The sequence below is a fragment of the Brevibacillus sp. SAFN-007a genome (genome assembly GCF_051967035.1).
GTDB lineage: Bacteria > Bacillota > Bacilli > Brevibacillales > Brevibacillaceae > Brevibacillus.
This window is the reverse complement of sequence record NZ_JBQCKK010000024.1, coordinates 1-18,878: the sequence shown is the minus strand read 5'-3', so window position 1 is coordinate 18,878 and position 18,878 is coordinate 1. Positions and strand designations below refer to the sequence as shown.

The following is an 18,878-nucleotide window of genomic DNA, read 5'->3' as shown; positions in this document are numbered from 1 at the left end:
TCAGCAACCATTTTTTATTTCATACGGCATTCAAAAAAAGAATGCCCTTGCCGTTTTCTGACAAGGGCCGCTGTCCATTACTTCTTCAGCTCAGAATGGGTGAGAACTTCAATCTGCAAATGATCGCCGCTCTTCGATATGTTTATCACTTCAGGAGCTGTCCGGTTCGGAGTTGCTACTTGTCGCTCACTCCTGTAGGTATACGTGCCGTTGCTTATTTCGAAGTATACCGTATAGGTTGTGTTGTCCTCCAAGTTGTCAAATCGAACCTTTGTGCCAGCGATATTTTTCGATACCCCCTCGACAATTGCTACAACTGTATACGAGCTTTGTGGCGCTTCTATCTCAATCCATGCCTTTCCGGAGTTAATTTCCCCATCGGACGTGAAGATAAATTGCCCCACAAGCTGCTCTGCGGCCCGATTGAATATTTGTTCCTCAGTCATTTCTGTCGAGAATCGGATTTGGGTTTCTTTCGATCTGGTTCCGTCACTAACCGTTATCTGGAGGACGTATTCCTTGCCAATTTTCAGACCATCAAAACGAACGGGTGAAGAACCCAGTGTTTGGGTGATCCCGTTAACATTTCCTGTCACTTGAAGTCCTTCGGCATTCTTCACCCATGCATCCACCCAGGCTTGTTGAGCCACCGTGCCAACCTGGTATTGGATCGCTGCCAACACACTATCGGCTTTCTTGTTGAATTCTTCTTCTGGAGTTGGCCCGGGCGGAACAGCTGGCGGAACAACATAGTCACCCGGGCGGAAAGTTTGGGTGACCCATTCTGAATACTCGTTATTCTGGGACTTCACACGGACTTGATACGTGTATTCCACGTCACCTTCTACTCCACTGTCTTCCACTACCGTACCGGTTACCTTTGGAGTGCCCCCTGCACGAATCACCTCTACCACAACATCTTCGGGGTTCCCGTTCAGGTTGACATCAAACTTCAACGTGCCATCTGCGTATCTTTTGGGCACTAATGACGGATTGGCCGGCTTTGTCCATAAGGTGATCGTGTTCTTTACACTCTTTAACCCGCCGCCTTCGGCCCAGAATTCGTACAGGTATGGACTTGCCGGGTGCACTTCATAGTCAACAAATTCCAAACCAGCAAATGTGCCTTCGTTTGCTAAATCGCTCCGTTGCACCTTATACGTTTGCGCACCATCGACCGGATTGACGGTTATCCGGATACTATTGGTGGTACTGTCTTGAGAAGCCAATGTAGGCATATCCAATCCTAGAACCACCGGATATTTCATTTGGTCAAACCAGAAGGATTCACCCGGTATACGGATTCCCAAAGTAGCCTCGTATTTCGACCCAGTTAATCCAGGCACGTCAATGATGTTTGTGGTGCTGCTCTCGTTCACTTGGAAATCATCATCAACCAGGTTTGTCGTTTTCACGTGATAACGTTGTCCGGTTTTTGCCTCCACGTTAAACGTCACTTTGTATCCGCCCTCGCGGGGTTCAATGCTAAAGTATTGATCATTGAGTGACAGGATTTCATACGGAACTTCCTTGACGTTTCCCACGACATCGGAGATTCGAACAAACCCTTTCTTGAATTTGTTATCACGCGGTAATGCTCCGGTAACTTCATTCCCCGTCAGAGATTGCCACGGTTGTTCGTCCACTTGGTACCAGATGCCGTAGCTGAGATCAAGGTTATCGGAATAGGTCATCCCAAACTTCGGATTGTCTTCCTTTGAAATCTTATCGTAGGCGATACTCAACTGAGGCGCGATCCAGTCAGCCAGATACCACTTAGTTACATTCCCCGCATCATTTCCAAATTGGTTTTTGAAGTTGATGCTTAGTTTGTACAATCCTGGCGTGTCCACAGGGAACTTCTGCTCGATTTTGTTGTCCGAAACAGATTTCCATTCGGACCACGGGCCGTCATTAATGCTATATTTCCACTCCACAATATTTTTGAGGTCATGGAGCGAGAGTGGCAGCTCACTGCCTTTTACAAGAATGACGGTTTTTCCATTATGCGTGATTGTCTTCCCGTCCTGTGTAGTGGGATCAAAGGCTCCGTCCGCTGGTTCGCGAGGAATTTCCACAAACTCACCGAGCGCTTTCAGTGTTTTCATACTTCCCAGCTTGGTAACAACCGTTTCGATGCCATCTCCATTCCTTGCAAGTGCTTCGTACTCGTTTTCCGACTCATTTGTGAGAGGGTTATTGTCCCATGTTACATCCGACGACCAGTCTCTCACTTCCCCTGTCGTCTTGTTGATGATCTTGTACATGGTTCCCGGCGGATTGTTAGCCAACAAGGTTATCTTGATATTGGTATAACCTGGTTCATACTGAGCCGTGATAATCGGATTGGCGAGTGTGTACTTGGCTGGGCTGGTAATGGCAGTCGTTTCTACGCCATCTTTGTTCCGAGCCGTGATCGCATATTGCTGCTGCGTGTTGGGGGTAAGATCAAGAATCTGAGCCTCGCTTCCCGTTATCCAGCCCGAGTCATACGTGTCTCCTTTTACGCTTTGAATCCGAACCTCTGTATCTGCAGGATTGCCATTGAGATCAAAGCTTACTTTTACTTCATTCGGACCCACAACCGTCAGGTCGGGAGAAGATACGGGATTGGCGAGCGAGTAAATTTCTTTTGTTACCGGCTCCGTAACATTCAGCATCTTGTCCTGGGCTCGTATCGTGATGACATGCTTCTCGTTCGGATTTGGTGCGCTCAGTTCGAATGTGGTGTTGGTATCGCTAAAGGCAAGCACTTCACCCGTAGCACTATCGGAAATCTCGTACTTCGTCCCCGCGGCGTTCTTACCGGTTAAAAAGCTACCCTTGATCTTACCTTGTTCAGCAGTCAAAGTAATGTCTTCCGCACGAATCGGATACGCTTTCGTTGTGACCGTTCCAAGTGGAATCGGGGAAGATTCGCTGTTAATTCCGAGTGCTTGACCCACTACCGTGTACGTTCTGTTTCCTTCTGGAAGTCCGGTGAATGTATAAGAAAGCGCCGTACCGTAGGCTGTTTTATCGGTTACACCCTCGATCCAAAAACGGTATTTCGTAGTGGCAGAGTTCCCATTCGGATCAATTGTGACGGTGAATGAGTCTTCGGTAATATCGCTAAAGACTGCACCTGTCGGTGGATCGACTTTTGTGGTAGCTTCTGTTTGGATATATTTCGTTGGCGTTCCATTCGGATCAGTCATGCCGTTAAAGGCTCTCACCCGAATCTCATAAGTGGTATCCTTTTCAACACCATTCTGAATGTATAGTAGACTTGCTCCACTTCCCAACGGGAGCCAAGTTGTCTCGCCTTTCTTTCGATACTCCACTTCATGATAAGTGTACTGGGGGTTCACCTGCTTTAACTTCACAGTAATGGACGTTGCTGTAGTTTCAACCGACTCAAATTCTGGAGTAGCCGCCAGTGTGTATGCAGACTTCGAAGCAGATAGCGGCGATTGGGCAACAGCATTATACGCTCGAACGTTGTAAAATTGCTCCGTGTTGCTTGGGAGCCCCGTATCATCAATCTCCAGTTCTGTTCCATCATGAATTTCCGTTCCGAATCTGTAAAACTTATACCCTGTTGTATCCGGAGTAGGCTTGGTTTTTACATGAAGTGTATCCGTGGAGACAGTAGTGACACTCTCCAATACTGGAATACTGTTTGCTCCAAACGCCTGCCACCCTGTCCAGTCTCCTAATACACCGGTTTCAGATAGAGGTTGAATCCGCCACTCGTAGGTAGTTCCCCATTCAAGCGGACTGCTTGTTGGATGTTGATACTCGTTCGACGTAGAGTCTACGAATCCAGTGTCCAGGCTTAGGGTGGTTTCCCCTACTTTTCTCACTTGCAAGTAAAATCCTTTCTGTCCTTCTCCCTCGTCCTGCGAGTAATTCCACGTGTACTTCGGTGTGACTGTGTTTGCTTGGGAACCACTGATCGGGCTAACCTGCGTAATCTCAGGCTTGTGAGACATCCGGAACATCGTGTCCGGATCTCCATTCACGTAGGAGTAAACAGGTTGGTTATACCCATCTTTTGTTACCAAACGAAGTTTAACCATCCCGTTTACGCCGGCGCCATCCCAATGATAGATCACTTTACTACCGGACAACGTAAAGATTGAATCAGTAATCTTTTTGTCCGTAAACACAGGGTTCCATGTTGAACTTCCTTCTTGCTGCCATTCCAAACTCACGAGTAATTCGTTTTGTGGCGTATAATCGTCTGATGGTTTGCTAAATGTTATTGTCCCTCCGTCAGAAAGATCTTGCGGAGCAGTGAGTGTAGGAGCTTGCGGTGCGTAATCTTTGAAGTCATATTGAATGACAGTATTGTACACATAAGTTGCTGTCCGATAACCAATCGTTGCGGAATAGTCCCATCGACTTTCATAGTTGTATACGTCTGCTGTCTTTGTCGTTGTGATGGGCTTGCTGCATGTTATTGAACCGAAAGTGCCTGTTGCATGACCTGGACCTTGTGTAACGGTGAATGACTCACTCTTTAGATTACAATTGCTATCATACGAGTAAAAAATATAAGTATATGAGCAATTATTTTTTTCATCACATCCGTTCAAGGATGCATAAGTAGCATAATGAGAGTAGTTTTGATACTCCGTTGTCGTAATCGTTTGCGTATATGGTGGCACGCGTACCTGATAGGAACTTCCACCCGACCAGTTTGCTGTCAATGTATCACCAGAGACAGTTGTAGAAACCGTTCCGTTCGTGGATGTCTTCGAAGTAACATCATAAAGACCAGCGATCACTTTACTGGCCGTTCCAGAATTGCTTGTGTTCCCATTGTCCGTCAGGGTAACCGTTCCGTTAGTAAATGACGTTGGATTGCCTCCCGATAACGATAACGTCACCTGATTGTTATTTCTTGAGACAGTGACCGTCCCGTTATCGGTTGTCGCGGTTGCGTTAATTACCTCCACTGCAGGAAGTGTCACGTTTTTGGTTTGCGAAGCGTAAATCCCTGTTGCGTCTACCGTCATGGAATCACTTCGGATCACGAAACCTTCAGCCGCTTTCGCTGGGGCAGGAAAAGTGACTCCTATTTGCGTGAGCAAGATTGCAAGCGCAAGAAGTGTCGGCCAGAAACGTTTTCTTTGCTTACCCACGTGTTTCACTCCTCTCTTCCTTGACCATCCCTTTTAGTTGTAACAGCCTTAAAACCATCGTTGCGGCCTGGGCTCTTGTCGTATTGTTAAAGGGGCGGAAAGTACCGTCCGGATACCCTTTGATCAGCCCAGCTCCCGATACCTTGTTGACTTCCTCTGGGTATAACATTTTCGATACATCAGCAAAGACGGGGAGTTTTTCTCTGGGCGGCTGTTCCACCTCCTTGGCCATCCAGACGGCAACCTCTTCTCGGTAGATCGGGTGATTTGCATATAGCTTTCGTTGAGGATACATTTTTGACGGAACGATGTTGCCGCGCCCCTCCAAGTATTGAACGTAGGAGTAAAACCAATCTCTTGGCGTCACATCTTGAAGGGAAACGGGTTGATCGTACTTGTCCTTTTCGGAGAGCTGAATAGCCCTCGAAAGTAAGGCAGCAAACTCTGCTTTGCTAATCGACTTCTCCGGTTTGAATGTTCCGTCAGGATAACCCTTGAGTAAACCCAGCGCCGCCATAAACTGAATGTCATCCCTCGCCCAATGATCCACAATGTCTTTGAAGACGGGCATAGTGACTTTGATCGAATCTGAACCCAAACCTCCTGTGCTGCCACTGCCTGCTTTATCGCCTCCACTATCCTTCTCACCCCCTTTCTTATTGAGAGGAATCTTGATGACTTCGGGATCTTTTGGCACATCGGGAACCGTTACCACCACGATGATTTCTTCGGGTTGGTACGTAAACTGCAACTTGACACTATTCCCCTCCTTATCCACGATTTCATAACTGCTTGCGTCTCCAGGGATGGTCACCGTCGCCTTTTTTTCCGCAAACGCAAAAGAATGGGCGCTTCCCACTAAGGAAAGCGCCAAAATTACTGCGAAACACTTCTTCATGATTTTTTCCCTCCAAACAACCTTGCAAAAAACCCACGTTTCTCCTTGACCGCAAATCCGGATACGAGCGACTCCATAACTGCGATGAGGGCAACAGAAAAGGGATGAGATTTATCTTCTTGCACCAGCACCTTCCCCTCATTGTGAATCGCCCGCATACCGGCCGCCTCCGGCAGAAACCCGATGATGGACAACCCGTTGAGGTAGGCTTTGCATTTTTCCCTCGTAAGAGTATTCCGGTCTTTCTTCATCGGCTCAAAGTTGACCAACACACTGACTTTTTCCAGGGATAGTTGCCGTCTGCTCCAGAGATCCAGATATTCCTGTGAATCCTTAATGGTTGCCAAATCGTAGTCAACGACCAACAGGGTCCTGTTCGCCATCGACATGGCCACACTGAGAAGATCTTGCCGCTCTGGCCCGATATCAATCACCACGTAGTCAAAAGTGCGGCTAAGTTGAGTCAAAATGTAGCCGACAAGTTCGGGAGAGCAAGATTGGCCCACATTCACACCTGGCAGTACATACAGGCCGTTAGGGTGCTTGACCACCAGTTTGGTGAGAACTACTTGATCCGTTACAAGCGCGTTGTTTTCGAAGTACGGCTCCCACGTTTTCAGATTCACCTCCGTTTTGATCCGCATTCGGGTTGCCACATTACCGTGTGGATGCATCAAGTCAACTAGAATGACCCGACCGTTTGCATGGTCATGCAACAGCCGGGCCACGTTCATGGCGATGGTGGTTTTTCCGATCCCCCCCTTTGTTGAGGTGACCACAAACATTTGTCGTCCTCCGATGGGTCGGATGTGAAGTTCATCCAGACGTGTAAAGTTGACGGATACAGTCTCAGGTTGCTTATCAATGGGAGAATGGAACTCTGGTTTTTCTTCCTTCCTTTGCTGCTCTTCATGGTCAATCGGTTCCGAAAACATTGACAGTTCTCTGCTCCGGGGAACCGAAGAAGATGGTCTTGTTCTTGGTACCAAGCGAATGACGTGTTCAACAGGCTTTGTATCCGTTTCTGTTTTCTTTGTTTCATGTAAAGCGGTGGAAATGTGATCAATACGATCAAGAAAGTCATGGGCACCATTCCGCAATGCTTCCTTCATTTCTTCGACGTATTGTTCGCTCTTAAGATTCCCAAGGACATACACCGTTGCATGATCCCTCAGAAGGGGCAATAGAACCTTATCTTCTGGCCAGAGAAGATACACGATGGCATTTGGAGTTTCTTGCACATGGGCCAGCAGTTGATTGGGTGAAACAACCGTTGCGTCTTGATTCTTCAGGGGAACTGTAGAAAAAATGCGTTGTGCTTGAGTCGCGAGCATAATTACCTTCCTTTCGTTTGTTGTCTCAAGGATTTTCAACACGAACAATTAACGTGCGCCACTCCTCTTTCGCCGGTGCTCGTATCTTTTGATCGCCGCCATACATCTTCCGTAGTACACCTCTCCACTCTCTTTTTGTCATCGGAGCCGATTGGTCATGAATGCTTGGAGCTATCTCATAATCAAGACCTAGTCGTTTGGCTTCCTTCATGGCTATAACCGTTAACGTTGGATGGGTCGTTCCGACGAACACCACCCTTTTTTTCGGATACGTTTTGGCAAAGTCGTACAACCGTTGCAAATCACGGGTGTACTGCCTCAATATCCGAACAGGTGTACTTTTTCGCTTTTCAACTGGTTCCATCAAATGAATTTCAAACCAAATTTCGTCGTCGGACTCGTTGTAGGGGATCACAAATGTTCTCTCCAGGCCCATCCGCTTGGCTTCTCGATAGTATCCTTGCTTGATCACGTTCCGTTTGCCTACCCCGTAAAAAACAAGAACGATGGCTCCAACATACAGAGGTGCAGCCAGGAATAAAAGAAACTTCCCTATATAAAAGTGAGAAAGAAAACAGATGACAGCGGTTGCCATCATCCCGTAGAACAAACGATAGTCCCGTTTCTGCCATACACGCATGTCGTGCATTCTCATCCGATACCACTTCTCATGTACTGATGGAGTGGGTCCATTTGAACGATCTTGACCAATCGATCGCATAGTGCTTCATCTGAAAACGCTCGAGGGATGCCGTTTGCAATGTCCCGATAGGCCTCACGATCATAGGGGAGCGTCAACGCAAGGAGAAGAGGAATCATGTCTTGGGGGTGACAAGCTTCCTCATAGGCCATATTCCAAATCAAGCCGGCAGGTTGGATTCCATCCAGCGACTTACTGATGATCACTTGCCGGGCGTAATCAGAGTCTACGATTACGTACACAACAGCCCCTGGTGGGATATCATCCTTTTTGGCTGTTTCCACAATCAGTACGCCAATCTTGGCAGAAGGTTTAGCATCCCTCCCTGCAACCGTAAGGGGGATGTCGGATAGCGTAAACGGAAACGTTGGCGCGTTAAACCAAAGTTTCGTCTTGCATGTCGTCGTACAATCCTTGTACAGAACGGGAACACGCAATCTTTTGGCTGCGGCAATGGCCGTATTCACGCCAACATACGTTTTTCCAGTCGATTCGGGTGAATACAGCACGATGACCTTTTCTGGAGTCGCTTCCGGTTCTTTCTTGCGAACCTCTATAACCGATTTCTGGACCACAGTTGTTGTTTCGGGAACTGGTTTGTTTTCCATCCCACGGGCTTCCCATTTCTCTCGCAGCTTTTCTCTTACGTCCGTCACGGACTTGGCAATCCGGAATACCCGTTGGCCAATTGGCGGTTGAGAACCCTCCTGCTTTTCCTCTTCAGTTGCTACCAGCTTAATCTCTTTTGCCCGGTAGGTATCCTCTGAGGTAAGCTCCTCTTCCTGACGAAGAAGGTGTTTCACTTGCTTGCGAGTTCCGGGGTGGTGAAGGGCGGCAATCACCTGATCCACCTTGATGGTATCCCCTATGATCAAATCATAGATTCCCAATCCAATCAGTCTTTCCAAAAAGGGATGACCTGGCGGGCGTTCATTAAGGATCATTACAACACGAATCCCTTCCTCGACAATCGACTCCATTATTTTGAGAATGTTTGCCTCCGCCCCCACATGTCCCGCTTTCTGATCAAAACGGGAAGTCGGAATGGTTTCCGAAAACAATACGACGTCCGGTTTCAATGAAGGAACCATGGTGACAAGCTGTTCCGCATACAATGCCCTGCCGACTTCCAAAATGCCATCCTTTTTGCTCACATAATCATCCAGCGCTTCATCCCCTGTGGCAAAAACAATTTTCAAGACCATCACCTCACTGGAGGAATTCAACGAATTTGCGTAATAATGGGACGCCATGGATTGTTAAAAACAACCCTAGTGCGACAAAGGCTAAAAAGGCCCAAATCCATGCCAGTATTTTTTTTAGTCCTAAAAAAAACAGCAGCACCGATCCAAAAATGAGAAACGGTCCCGCCATTAAGAGAAACTTCACCGATAGTTTCAAAGATAGTTCTGTTAGCCATGATCGAATCACTTCCGTTTTTTTCTCCAACCAATCAAGGAACGCATCGTTTTCCAAAGAGGACGACTCCTTAATGATAAACGTCCCTTTTTGACTTTCCTCCAATCCAGATAAAATGCGATTGGCCACGTCGTTTTGGGGTTGTTGCTCTTGTTCGGCATAAGCGACCGAACTAAACAACAACCAAACAATAATGAGACACCATCCCCACTTTTTCATACGTCCCTCCTAGTGTTTAATGATCCAGACCCGACGTTTTTGTCTTCCAAACTGCAAGGCATCTTCTAGCTCGGGCATATAGATATCGATTCGATTTCCTTTGATGTCACTACCCGCATCTTCGACCACGTAATAGGGCGCCAATCCCTCGATCTTCACAATGCTACCCGCTGGCATAACCGTCCAATCGGCAGCGATCGTATGATCGGGACGCACCGGTTTCCCAGAAGCTGTGATCCCATACCCGGGGTCTCCAGGCTCCTTTCCGGTTGATTCTTTGCCGGCCGTGTAAGCAGTGATCTCAAACTCGCCCATATACTCCATCTTTTCTGTATCCGGATTGGAAATCTCGCCCCCCTCGAAACTGGGTTGTTCCCCGTAAACATCCAGAAGACCGTCTGCTTTCATGAAGTCTATCCACTTGAGTGGGTCCCGACGTTTTCCTCCAATGGTGACATCCATATGTAGGTGAGCGCCGGTACTTCTCCCTGTACTGCCAACATACCCAATCACTTCCCCCTGCTGCACTCTCTGCCCAGGAGATACCACGTAATTACTAAGGTGCAGATAACGAACAACAATGTCCTGTGTACGATTATTTTCATGGACTTGTGTATCCAGTTTTAATGCTACATAATTTCCGGCCGAGACCGAGTTTCTCGCAATCTGCACGATCCCTGAGTTAATCGCCAGGACTGGAACATGTTCGGGAACCCCCCAATCAACCCCATCGTGGAATTCTCGTTTGCCATCTAGTTCTCGGTAACAAAAACAGCTGGTAATGGGCCATGTGCTGCCATCCCAAAACGTCTTTCCCTTCACTTCGAAGTTTGGTGTCTCAATTTGAAAGTCTGGGTTGAGAATATAGATGGGGATCGATTGATAATAAACCGTGAATGCACTGCTCAGAGCAGCTTGAGCTTTGACCAACTTCTCCTCGTCTGTATCTTCTCCACCCATGAAGAGATAGACGACTTCCTCTTTTTTGGTTCGATTGGTGATGTCGTCTAACCAGGAAGTGAGGAGATCATAGGACAAGAATAAAAACTTGGCCACCTCATCGACAAAACGATCTGTTAGGATGTCATCATTGATGTTATCTGAGAATTCCTCCACAACGGCGTAACCGTACCTCGGAATATACACTTTCATGCCGAGTTGAAGACCGTAAGGGTTATCTTTGGAAACCGCTATTGTTCCGAACCGTGTTTCGCTTCCTCTTCGGGGCAGTGTACCAAGTGGTGTCCTGCCCTTATTGATACGCCACGAATTGTCGTACACTTGAACCTTCACATTCAAGGATTCAATATAATCCTTTGGCGTTCGTTCCGGCAGGAGAGCGTACAAGTCGATTTCTCCCAACTCATTTCTGGGGGCAGAACCAATCGGCGATCGGGCAATCACTTGTTGCATTTCCGGTGGCAGCAGGTACTTCACGCGGGGATCTTTCAAGTCCCGATCAAACCCATAGGCTTGAAAAATAACGATGTCAACATTCTGGTTATCTTCCAAGCCATAGTGTCGAAGTGCCTGTTTCAGTTTTTCATATGTGAAGTCCGTGTCTACACGTGCCAACACGTCACGACATTTTTGAGTGCCGTCCGGCTGCTTTTCGTAAACGGTTTGGTAATGATACTGATAGGTCCCGATATAGGTATGAGCAAAATCAAGCAGGATTCGGCCTTCGCAAGCCTTTCGAAAACGAAATTCCGGCTTAACCAGTTCGTAGGTTTGGTTCAGATACTTTTCCATTTGCGAAAGATCATCGAAGTTGTAGGCCAGTTTGTCGATCGCAGCCAGAATGCCCCATGAAAGCTGATGGTCATGCTGGTAGATTTGGGCGATCTCTTCTTCTGTCAATCCTTCTTTCCATGTGGCTGCTTTCTTCACGTACGCCGCTTTTATTTCCTGACCGATTTTGGGATCAAAGTCATCTCTTCCGGTGAAGTTCAGCATCCCTCCTGTGAGATTGAACATCGAATCTAGGGTTAACGTCACGAGCAGCACAATGACAATCAGGGGGATCATGCTCAAAATGAGAGAGAACACCATTCGTTTGACATAACGAAAAAGAAGGCGGGCCATGAGCAGGCCCACCTTTTTCAATCGTTCCATCATTCGCTACGGAATCTCCTTTGGAGTTCCAATCCCTCTTCACCTTTTTTGAAACTGCTGATAATCAAGTGTGCCTCCCCCTTGTTCTTTACTGTACTTGCTGGAACCCCCAATTTTTCTAGTGTGTAGGCTTGTTTTTCGGTAACCGGATCAGCGAACCATGCGGGTTCAACGGGTTCAAACGTTTGTTGAAAGGTCGGCCGAAATACCGTACCCGATGAACTTTGGGCTGAACGTTTCCCTTGAGATACGGACCGGAGAGCGGCTTGCTGCGGCGCTGGGGTAAATACCGGTTCAATGCGGTACTTCCTCACAGGAACGGATGGTCCGGAAGACGGCAAAGGAATCACCTTCCCGGTAACTTTTTCAAGATGCATTTTCTGCCCCTCCACGTTCATCCTTCCAGCCAAAGCTTGTTGATAATTTTCCGTTGCGCCTTGATAGGTCCGCTCCAGTTCCTCGTAACGTGCACCTGCATGAGATTCTGCTCGCTGTACTCTCTGTGCAGCCTGGTTCACTTGATAACCTACTTCCAAATATTGCGCAAGGGAAGAACCCGGGCGATATCCCGCTTTTGTGAGTGCTTGAACATCTTGACTACGATACACAGGATTCACGGCCTGTTTCGCTTGCTGTAACTGCTTGTAGGCTTGTTCCACCTGCTGGCGGGCCATGTTCTTTTCCGGTGTATTTGGTTTGATGGCTTGGTAATCAGCCAACGCCCTTTCATACGTTCGCTTGGCATCCTGAACGGTCTGGTTTGCATGAATCAGCTGCGGCCGTGAACGATGATACGCCTCTTCATGCTGCTGTAACAGGTTTCTTGCTTTTACACGTTCTTCCGGCTCCATTTGTTGATACACGGTATCGAGGTTACGTTTGGCCTGCAGGTGATCTTGCTTCGCTGCAAAAACTGGGCTAATCTGGCTGTCCACCTGACGGAGAGCAAATGCCGCTTCTTCTTCACGCTGACGGGCTTCTGCCCACTTTTGTGGTAATTCCACCATCTGCTGGTAGGCTGCTGCCTTTTGGCGATGATGATCATGGTCCAAAAACGGAAGCCGAGATGCTACGCTGTGGAGACCCTTACGTACTTCAGGTGATGACGCTGCCGCGGTGATTTGGTTGGCTGCATACCCGGAAACTCTGGTACCCACTTTTGTACCCGCTAACATACCGGGCGCACCGGCCAATGCCATTCCCGCTAATCCTCCAAAAGCGCCTGCACTAAACTGGAATCCACGCCGCAGGGTATTTCCAATGGATTGCCTTAGACTTTCACCGGGTTGAGCCAAGCCGCTTTGTTGATAAGCGTCACGCATCCCGTGAAAGCTTTGCATGGCTAACTTCCCTGTGTTCATGACACCCGCAATTCCAAGACCCGAAAGCGTCAGATAGGCCATCTTCCGCATCCAGCCTGCTCCCTCTTGAGCAAATCCACCACCTTGAAATACTTCCCGCACAAAAGCCCCAGCTGGAATGATCGCAAGCAATAATACTACTGAATAGGCAATCTTCTCCACATCAGGAGCATCCTGCATGAGGTTGAAGGCAAAACAGTACAGCAAAGCATGAACCGGCTGCGTGAACAGGTTGGTCAGCATTTCCCGATTCCACAAACCAAACAGGTGACGTTTGGAGGGGAAATTTTGCAGCATCGCAATGATCGGGAACAACACCAATAACCCCATGATGACAACCTTCTGCATGAAGTAAATAAAAAAGATCATCCCGTGCTGAGCGAGGGAGATCAATTTCAGCATGGCTTCTGTTAATTTGTCATCAATGGTGTAATTCAGTAACCCCTGCACGACAATTTCCGGATCGACCAAATTGGCGAACAGGGCGACAAATAGCATGGCGATATCGGAATAGATCCCCACGAGAAAGGGGATAAACAGGATCGCCAATGCTGAAAGGATCATGGTGGAGATAATACTTCGGGCAGTAATGCGATCCTGAACCCCGCTTGGGAACATCAGGTAGTTGGCCTGATACCCTACGATAATGACAGCACCCGCCCAAAAGATTCCCATCATGTAATAGTAGATGTACTTAATGGTTTGCCATGTATTTTCATCAAACCGGTAGTAGGCAAACCGGTCTTTGTCCTTAAATCGTACCTCTTCCGCCCCGTCTTCCGACTTCACTATCTCAAAGTTAAAAATTTGCTGCTCTGGCGGCGGAATCAATAGTTCTAACCATGCTGCTACCCTCTGAACCACAAACCCAACACTACTCCCCAGGAAGTTGGCGTCATTAAAGGCAATATCATACGCTGAAACACCAATACCGGTGAGGATCGCTCCCCATTTTGCCTTGTCATAAACCTTCTTCGCTTTTTCCCCCACTTTCGTTGCCTTATCTGAAATTTTTCCAAACCAACCGTCTTTGAAAAGATTTCCGATCCAACTTCCTACCGCCCCACCCTTGCCAGCATCTGCTTGATACACACCGAATGTCGTCAGGCCAACACCGGTAAACATGACGATGGCCACGGTTAGGATTACGACCCGTCTCCACAATGTTTGCTCACCCCCCATGCTCTGGGAAGAAAATCTCTTGTTCCCAGGGAGAAAACTGCGTCACTACGCGAACACTGTATTTGGGCTGCTTAATGATGGCATGATGAGCGAGTCCCATGCTTAAAAACTCCAGTTCTCCTTCGGTGAGCTTGAACAATTCGGCACATTTTTGCAGGTCGCCTTCGTGCTGGGCAAAAATGATTTTGGTATCACTGTTCTGGATCACGGCTCTGCCATGCTCATTCTCATAAAACTTTTGAAAGTTTTGCGTGGCCGCAATCGGGCCGCCTTTTCTCTTGCGGAACCGCCGAAAATACGTTTCAAGCGCCTTGGCAGAGTAAAGGTTTTTGAACAGTTCCTGGCACTCATCCGCATCAACTCGAAACAGGGAACCATCGTCCAAGTCACGCTTTTTTAAGAAACGGTTTTCCAAGTAGGATAGTACAACGATATTGGCAATGGGCAGTAACTCCGAATTATGCAAATCCCTGAGTCCGAATCCGGCACAGGGAGCATCCCCAAGTTCCACATTGGTTTGACAATCAAAGATGCCAAGCGTTCCCTTTTCGGTAAAGCGTTCCAGGGTAAGAACAGTCCCTTGCAAATCATTGATCCCCTCGGCAAGCAAGCAAAACTCATGATAAAAGGTGCTAAACTGCGGTGGTGTCTTTTTTTTCCTTGTTACGAATTGCCCAGATTCCGGGTCAAAATAGGCATCGTGATATAAACTTCTTGGATCTTCGCTAATTCCACATGATTCGTAAGCTTTTCTCCAAGCCCGGTCAATATAGGCCGCAATGACTTTGTGTTCCGCACTGTCTGTCAGTCCCGCCATCGCCGCCGACAGATTGACCATATCCTCGACCTTGCCCTGCAAATCAACAATCAAACCGCGCTCTTTGTGATGTTCCAGTTCAATGTCTGCCGGGTTAAACCGCAAATCGGAGTAACGGCTAATTGGCAAATAAATGCCTCCCAAGGTTTCAATGGTTTTTTTCAGGTCTCCTTCCTGGTCAATCACCGCATGGTAAACGCCATACGGAACCTCTCCGGCAATGATCTTTTGAAGCATGGCGGTTTTCCCTGTTCCCGAAACACCAATTAGTGAGATCCCAAAGTTATTCACGTGCTCTTTGTTAAACCCGTCGAAAAGGACTGGGGAACCAACGTCGTAATTTAGTCCCAGGATCGGGCCATCCTCATGCGGCCAATCCGATACGGTAAAGGGATACAGGTTGGTTCCCGCAGCCAAATTCATCTCCTTCCACGCTTCTTTTCGCTTGATGGCCAGAGGACTGACTGCTTTGAACATCAGGTCATGCTCATGGTCTGCTGGCTTCAGGCAATCCTTGGTCCCGCCAAACTTTGACATGAGGCGGTCTGCCTTTTTTTCGAGGTCCTCCTGGTTGTTGGCCGCCAGAATAATAAAGTTATCGAAGTAGATAATGCGATCTCGATTGTTATCAATATCAGACCGTAATTGCTGGAGCATGGCCAACTCCTCCTGCTTGGAGAGTACACCACGGCTGGACGCTTGCTTGGCACGATCAATGAGTTTAGATTCAATTCCTTCAATACGGGTCGTTAGCCAGGACAAAATCCTGTCTTTGTCAACAGGGGCGATATATTGGATGAAATCAATATCCCCAGGGAAACTCACAAGTGGGTGCAGATATCCAAAGTCAATTTCAGACGGCCACCCGTCTACAAAAAACGATTGGATATACCTCTCTCCTACCTGAATGTACGTAGCAGGTGAGAGATCAGCAAAGTTTGGAGCCAACACTTCAATAAAATCATGGATCGGACGATATTCATCATCCTTCTCCTTCTTGGCCGACCAAGTGAACTTGACTTTTGTTTTAAAGTTAAGCAAACGCGGGCACCCCTCTCACAAACAAGCTGTGAAATCCCTTTTCGTAGAGATCAACACCCGAGATGTACTTGGACTGTTTCTTATTGCACCAGGCATGGAGAATGTCGTATACATCCGGAGTCTCCAGACGTTTGTACCGTCGAACAAATCGTTGGATACGCCCCAAAGACTCCTCGATGCGATCACTGAGAAAGTCATTGGCTTTTTCCGGAGAGCGAGTTGGGTCATCTAACGGAAACACAAGAAAATTACGGCGAACCGGTAGGTTCCTCGATGCAAGTAACTCCCGATTGAATTGTTCTTGCTCCATCAAAAACGCCTCTGTTGTTGTACCGGAAGCGTTATAAGCACGGACAAAATTGATTCGATTTTCCCTTTGTCTTTTCATCACTTCTTCCAGATCAACCTGGCGACTTTGGATATACAAAGCAATCTCAATCTCCAATGTCCGTAAGAAATCCTGCCAACCCAAGTAGACATTCCGCAGTTCTTTTTCCGAGCAATGCGTTAAGGGTATCGGGAAAATCTCCAAATACTTTCGGTAACGGCCGTTTGTAAGAACCGCAAGGCCATCCTGGACATCTTCTAGTTCCAGATACTCCGGCCAACTAATGCTCTTTCTGGAGTCCAATGTATCCTCTCCTTTCCCTTCGAAACACCTTTTTCGGTCTCAACCTGAACAAGAAGCGCCGCCACCACACCGTCCATGGAGATTCCCCTTTGATTTTCCGAAACATGAGATATCCCCCCGCGATGGGAAACAAGGGGGCAATTTCGTAGAATCCAATGGAAACGGAGGCAAGCAATCCGGTAAACGACACAATGCAAATGATCCATTGTGTGTTAGACAAAACAAAGAGGGGGATGTCATTCTTTATCCCTTTCGGTACTCGGGCACGCATGACTCACACCGTCCTTATTATGTCAAAAGCATGTTGTAGATCACCTTGGCTAACGTAACCAGGCTTGCAATCAACAGCAGTCCAATGATAATGCCAAACCCCCATGTTTTGGCCGTCTGTCTGGCGTTTTGCCCGAAGGCAATGAAATTTAGAAAAAACCCCAGCAATGCACCGGAAATGACGGATGCAGACAATGATATCCCAATCACCCAGTTGAAGATTTTGTTGATCAACTGGCTAAAATCATTTTCGGGATTTCCTTCGGCAAGTCCAAATGGGTCAAAATTTGGCTTGCTGTTTACATTTGCGTACGCTACTTGAGACTGTGTAATCGGGACAAACAGTGACGAGAACAAAATGGCAACGAGCATCAGGATCTTAACTGCTCGGATAGTTCGGCTCATCCTAAATCTCCTTTCCTTTTTCAGCAATTGGGAAAACGTCGAGGCCAGCTGCGCAAAATCTCCTCCCTCCCTTCAAGCATGTATTGCTAAGCCTCTCACTAATAGAAAAAGCCCGGTACCGTTTGGATACCAGGCATTCAAAATGTAGCGCTCCTAACCAGGGAGATATGACTGAATAATAATCCACGCTGTGTAGACAGTGGCCCCCCATTGGACAAGCAGCCGTTCAGCGGTTGAACCTGTTTGAAAAAGCGTTACTCCGAAGCGCCTTGAGCTCAACGGAGAAAACAACGCGATCTTCTCAGATATAAAATCCAAGGCAAGATGGGAACCGTACCCAATGAGGGCCGGCATCCACAAGTTCGGTTGATACAACCATGCACATGCTACGACAACTCCGATCCCCACAAAGCCATGTGTAGGGCTTTCCCGGTTTTTTACAAGCACCAGCAAAAGCAGAACAACCCCAATAGCCATGAATAACGGTTCTCGATTCACCCATCCGTAATAGACCAGCATCCCTCCTAAAACCAAAAACACAATCGGACGGAGCCAGGAAGGAATGAAGGGCATCAACATCCCACCCATTCGACTTCTTGGCTCCGTTATATCAGGTAGTAACGACGAAAAAATCGCTGTTCCCAGTCCCATGGCCCACAGCGGCAATTCATCCCATTGACGCGGTAGATTGTACGTACAGTACGCAGCAACCGCAACAGTCATATGTGTGCGTCCTAGCATGGAAGGCTCTCCTTCAGGTTGAGTAACTGTTTATTGATGTCATCTAACTTTTCTCGTAGAATCGCCACTCGTTCGGGAGGACATGTACGCAACTCTCGTTTCAACTTGGCTCGCTCCGAAAGCAATCGTTGCACATGGTTGTTGATTTCAAACAGAACTCCCAACCAATTTAATCCTCCTTTCACAAAACGTGCCCAAAACAAAAAGCCCTTTGCAACAGGGCCTCTTACTTCAATGCTAGTAACCGACCAAATACGGTATCGAACATGTCAATTTTGGATTCTGCCGCTTTTCTTGCTTCCTCAAGTGATGTGAATTCCTTTCCGTCATCCAATGAACGATACTTTTTTGGAGATTCAATCTCAAAAACGTAAGCTTGGGTATCACGGCGAAATGTAACCTTTCCTCGATACCCCTTTTTCTTGAACGTCCACTCCACCGGCTGTAGATACGGAAAGTCACGTAAGGTAACGGGTATTAATTTCAACCACAAAACCCCCAATCATCATACAAAAATGGGTATTTTAAGCGACGAAAGGAATAAAAATATCGCTTTTCCAAGCGATTCGGAATGTGCGTATAATTCAAGCACTTTCATATTGTCAATACATAGCAT

13 protein-coding genes are annotated in these 18,878 nt (G+C 47.5%); all 13 read right to left on the bottom strand.

Annotation, left to right across the window (positions count from 1 at the left end; translation table 11 throughout):
- Positions 1-77: 77 nt before the first annotated feature.
- A complete protein-coding gene (locus ACTHO6_RS18755) occupies positions 78-5,129 on the bottom strand; it encodes a hypothetical protein (protein WP_440243205.1) in 5,052 nt (1,683 codons plus the stop codon).
- Entirely contained in the window at positions 5,122-6,027 is a 906-nt protein-coding gene (locus tag ACTHO6_RS18750; RefSeq protein WP_310769165.1) for an S-layer homology domain-containing protein, read from the bottom strand. Before ACTHO6_RS18750 ends, ACTHO6_RS18755 begins: the two co-directional genes overlap by 8 nt.
- Entirely contained in the window at positions 6,024-7,361 is a 1,338-nt protein-coding gene (locus tag ACTHO6_RS18745; RefSeq protein ID WP_310769164.1) for an AAA family ATPase, read from the bottom strand. Before ACTHO6_RS18745 ends, ACTHO6_RS18750 begins: the two co-directional genes overlap by 4 nt.
- 25 nt (positions 7,362-7,386) lie before the next feature.
- Positions 7,387-8,001: a hypothetical protein gene (locus ACTHO6_RS18740; protein WP_310769162.1), complete on the bottom strand. Its 615-nt coding sequence runs from the start codon at positions 7,999-8,001 to the stop codon at positions 7,387-7,389.
- 11 nt (positions 8,002-8,012) lie between these two features.
- The gene (locus ACTHO6_RS18735) at positions 8,013-9,260 is read right to left on the bottom strand and encodes a hypothetical protein (RefSeq protein WP_310769160.1); all 1,248 of its coding nucleotides are present in this window, start codon (positions 9,258-9,260) and stop codon (positions 8,013-8,015) included.
- A gap of 10 nt (positions 9,261-9,270) precedes the next feature.
- Positions 9,271-9,699, bottom strand: a complete 429-nt coding sequence (locus ACTHO6_RS18730; protein WP_310769158.1) for a hypothetical protein — start codon at positions 9,697-9,699, stop codon at positions 9,271-9,273.
- 9 nt (positions 9,700-9,708) lie between these two features.
- Positions 9,709-11,817, bottom strand: coding sequence for a peptidoglycan DD-metalloendopeptidase family protein (locus tag ACTHO6_RS18725; RefSeq protein WP_310769156.1), 2,109 nt, complete (start codon positions 11,815-11,817; stop codon positions 9,709-9,711).
- A complete protein-coding gene (locus tag ACTHO6_RS18720) occupies positions 11,814-14,312 on the bottom strand; it encodes a hypothetical protein (protein WP_310769154.1) in 2,499 nt (832 codons plus the stop codon). The genes ACTHO6_RS18725 and ACTHO6_RS18720 overlap by 4 nt, the downstream gene beginning before the upstream one ends.
- 34 nt (positions 14,313-14,346) lie before the next feature.
- Positions 14,347-16,215 carry a VirB4 family type IV secretion system protein gene (locus tag ACTHO6_RS18715; RefSeq protein WP_310769152.1) on the bottom strand — a complete coding sequence of 623 codons (1,869 nt, stop codon included), beginning with the start codon at positions 16,213-16,215 and terminating at the stop codon, positions 14,347-14,349.
- Entirely contained in the window at positions 16,208-16,846 is a 639-nt protein-coding gene (locus ACTHO6_RS18710; protein WP_310769150.1) for a hypothetical protein, read from the bottom strand. The genes ACTHO6_RS18715 and ACTHO6_RS18710 overlap by 8 nt, the downstream gene beginning before the upstream one ends.
- Before the next feature lie 288 nt (positions 16,847-17,134).
- Positions 17,135-17,521 (bottom strand): hypothetical protein, encoded by a 387-nt coding sequence (locus ACTHO6_RS18705; RefSeq protein WP_310769148.1) that lies wholly within the window; start codon positions 17,519-17,521, stop codon positions 17,135-17,137.
- A 153-nt stretch (positions 17,522-17,674) separates the two neighbouring features.
- Entirely contained in the window at positions 17,675-18,262 is a 588-nt protein-coding gene (locus tag ACTHO6_RS18700; RefSeq protein WP_310769141.1) for a metal-dependent hydrolase, read from the bottom strand.
- Between the two features lie 226 nt (positions 18,263-18,488).
- Complete coding sequence (locus ACTHO6_RS18695) at positions 18,489-18,749, bottom strand: AP2 domain-containing protein (protein ID WP_024983286.1); 261 nt, start codon at positions 18,747-18,749, stop codon at positions 18,489-18,491.
- Positions 18,750-18,878: the final 129 nt, after the last annotated feature.

Coding starts and splice junctions, on each gene's coding strand:
- ACTHO6_RS18740 (WP_310769162.1), bottom strand. CDS start 8,001: ATGCGTGTATGGCAGAAACGGGACTATCGTTTGTTCTACGGGATGATG.
- ACTHO6_RS18725 (WP_310769156.1), bottom strand. CDS start 11,817: ATGATGGAACGATTGAAAAAGGTGGGCCTGCTCATGGCCCGCCTTCTT.
- ACTHO6_RS18700 (WP_310769141.1), bottom strand. CDS start 18,262: ATGCTAGGACGCACACATATGACTGTTGCGGTTGCTGCGTACTGTACG.
- ACTHO6_RS18745 (WP_310769164.1), bottom strand. CDS start 7,361: ATGCTCGCGACTCAAGCACAACGCATTTTTTCTACAGTTCCCCTGAAG.
- ACTHO6_RS18750 (WP_310769165.1), bottom strand. CDS start 6,027: ATGAAGAAGTGTTTCGCAGTAATTTTGGCGCTTTCCTTAGTGGGAAGC.
- ACTHO6_RS18705 (WP_310769148.1), bottom strand. CDS start 17,521: ATGAGCCGAACTATCCGAGCAGTTAAGATCCTGATGCTCGTTGCCATT.
- ACTHO6_RS18730 (WP_310769158.1), bottom strand. CDS start 9,699: ATGAAAAAGTGGGGATGGTGTCTCATTATTGTTTGGTTGTTGTTTAGT.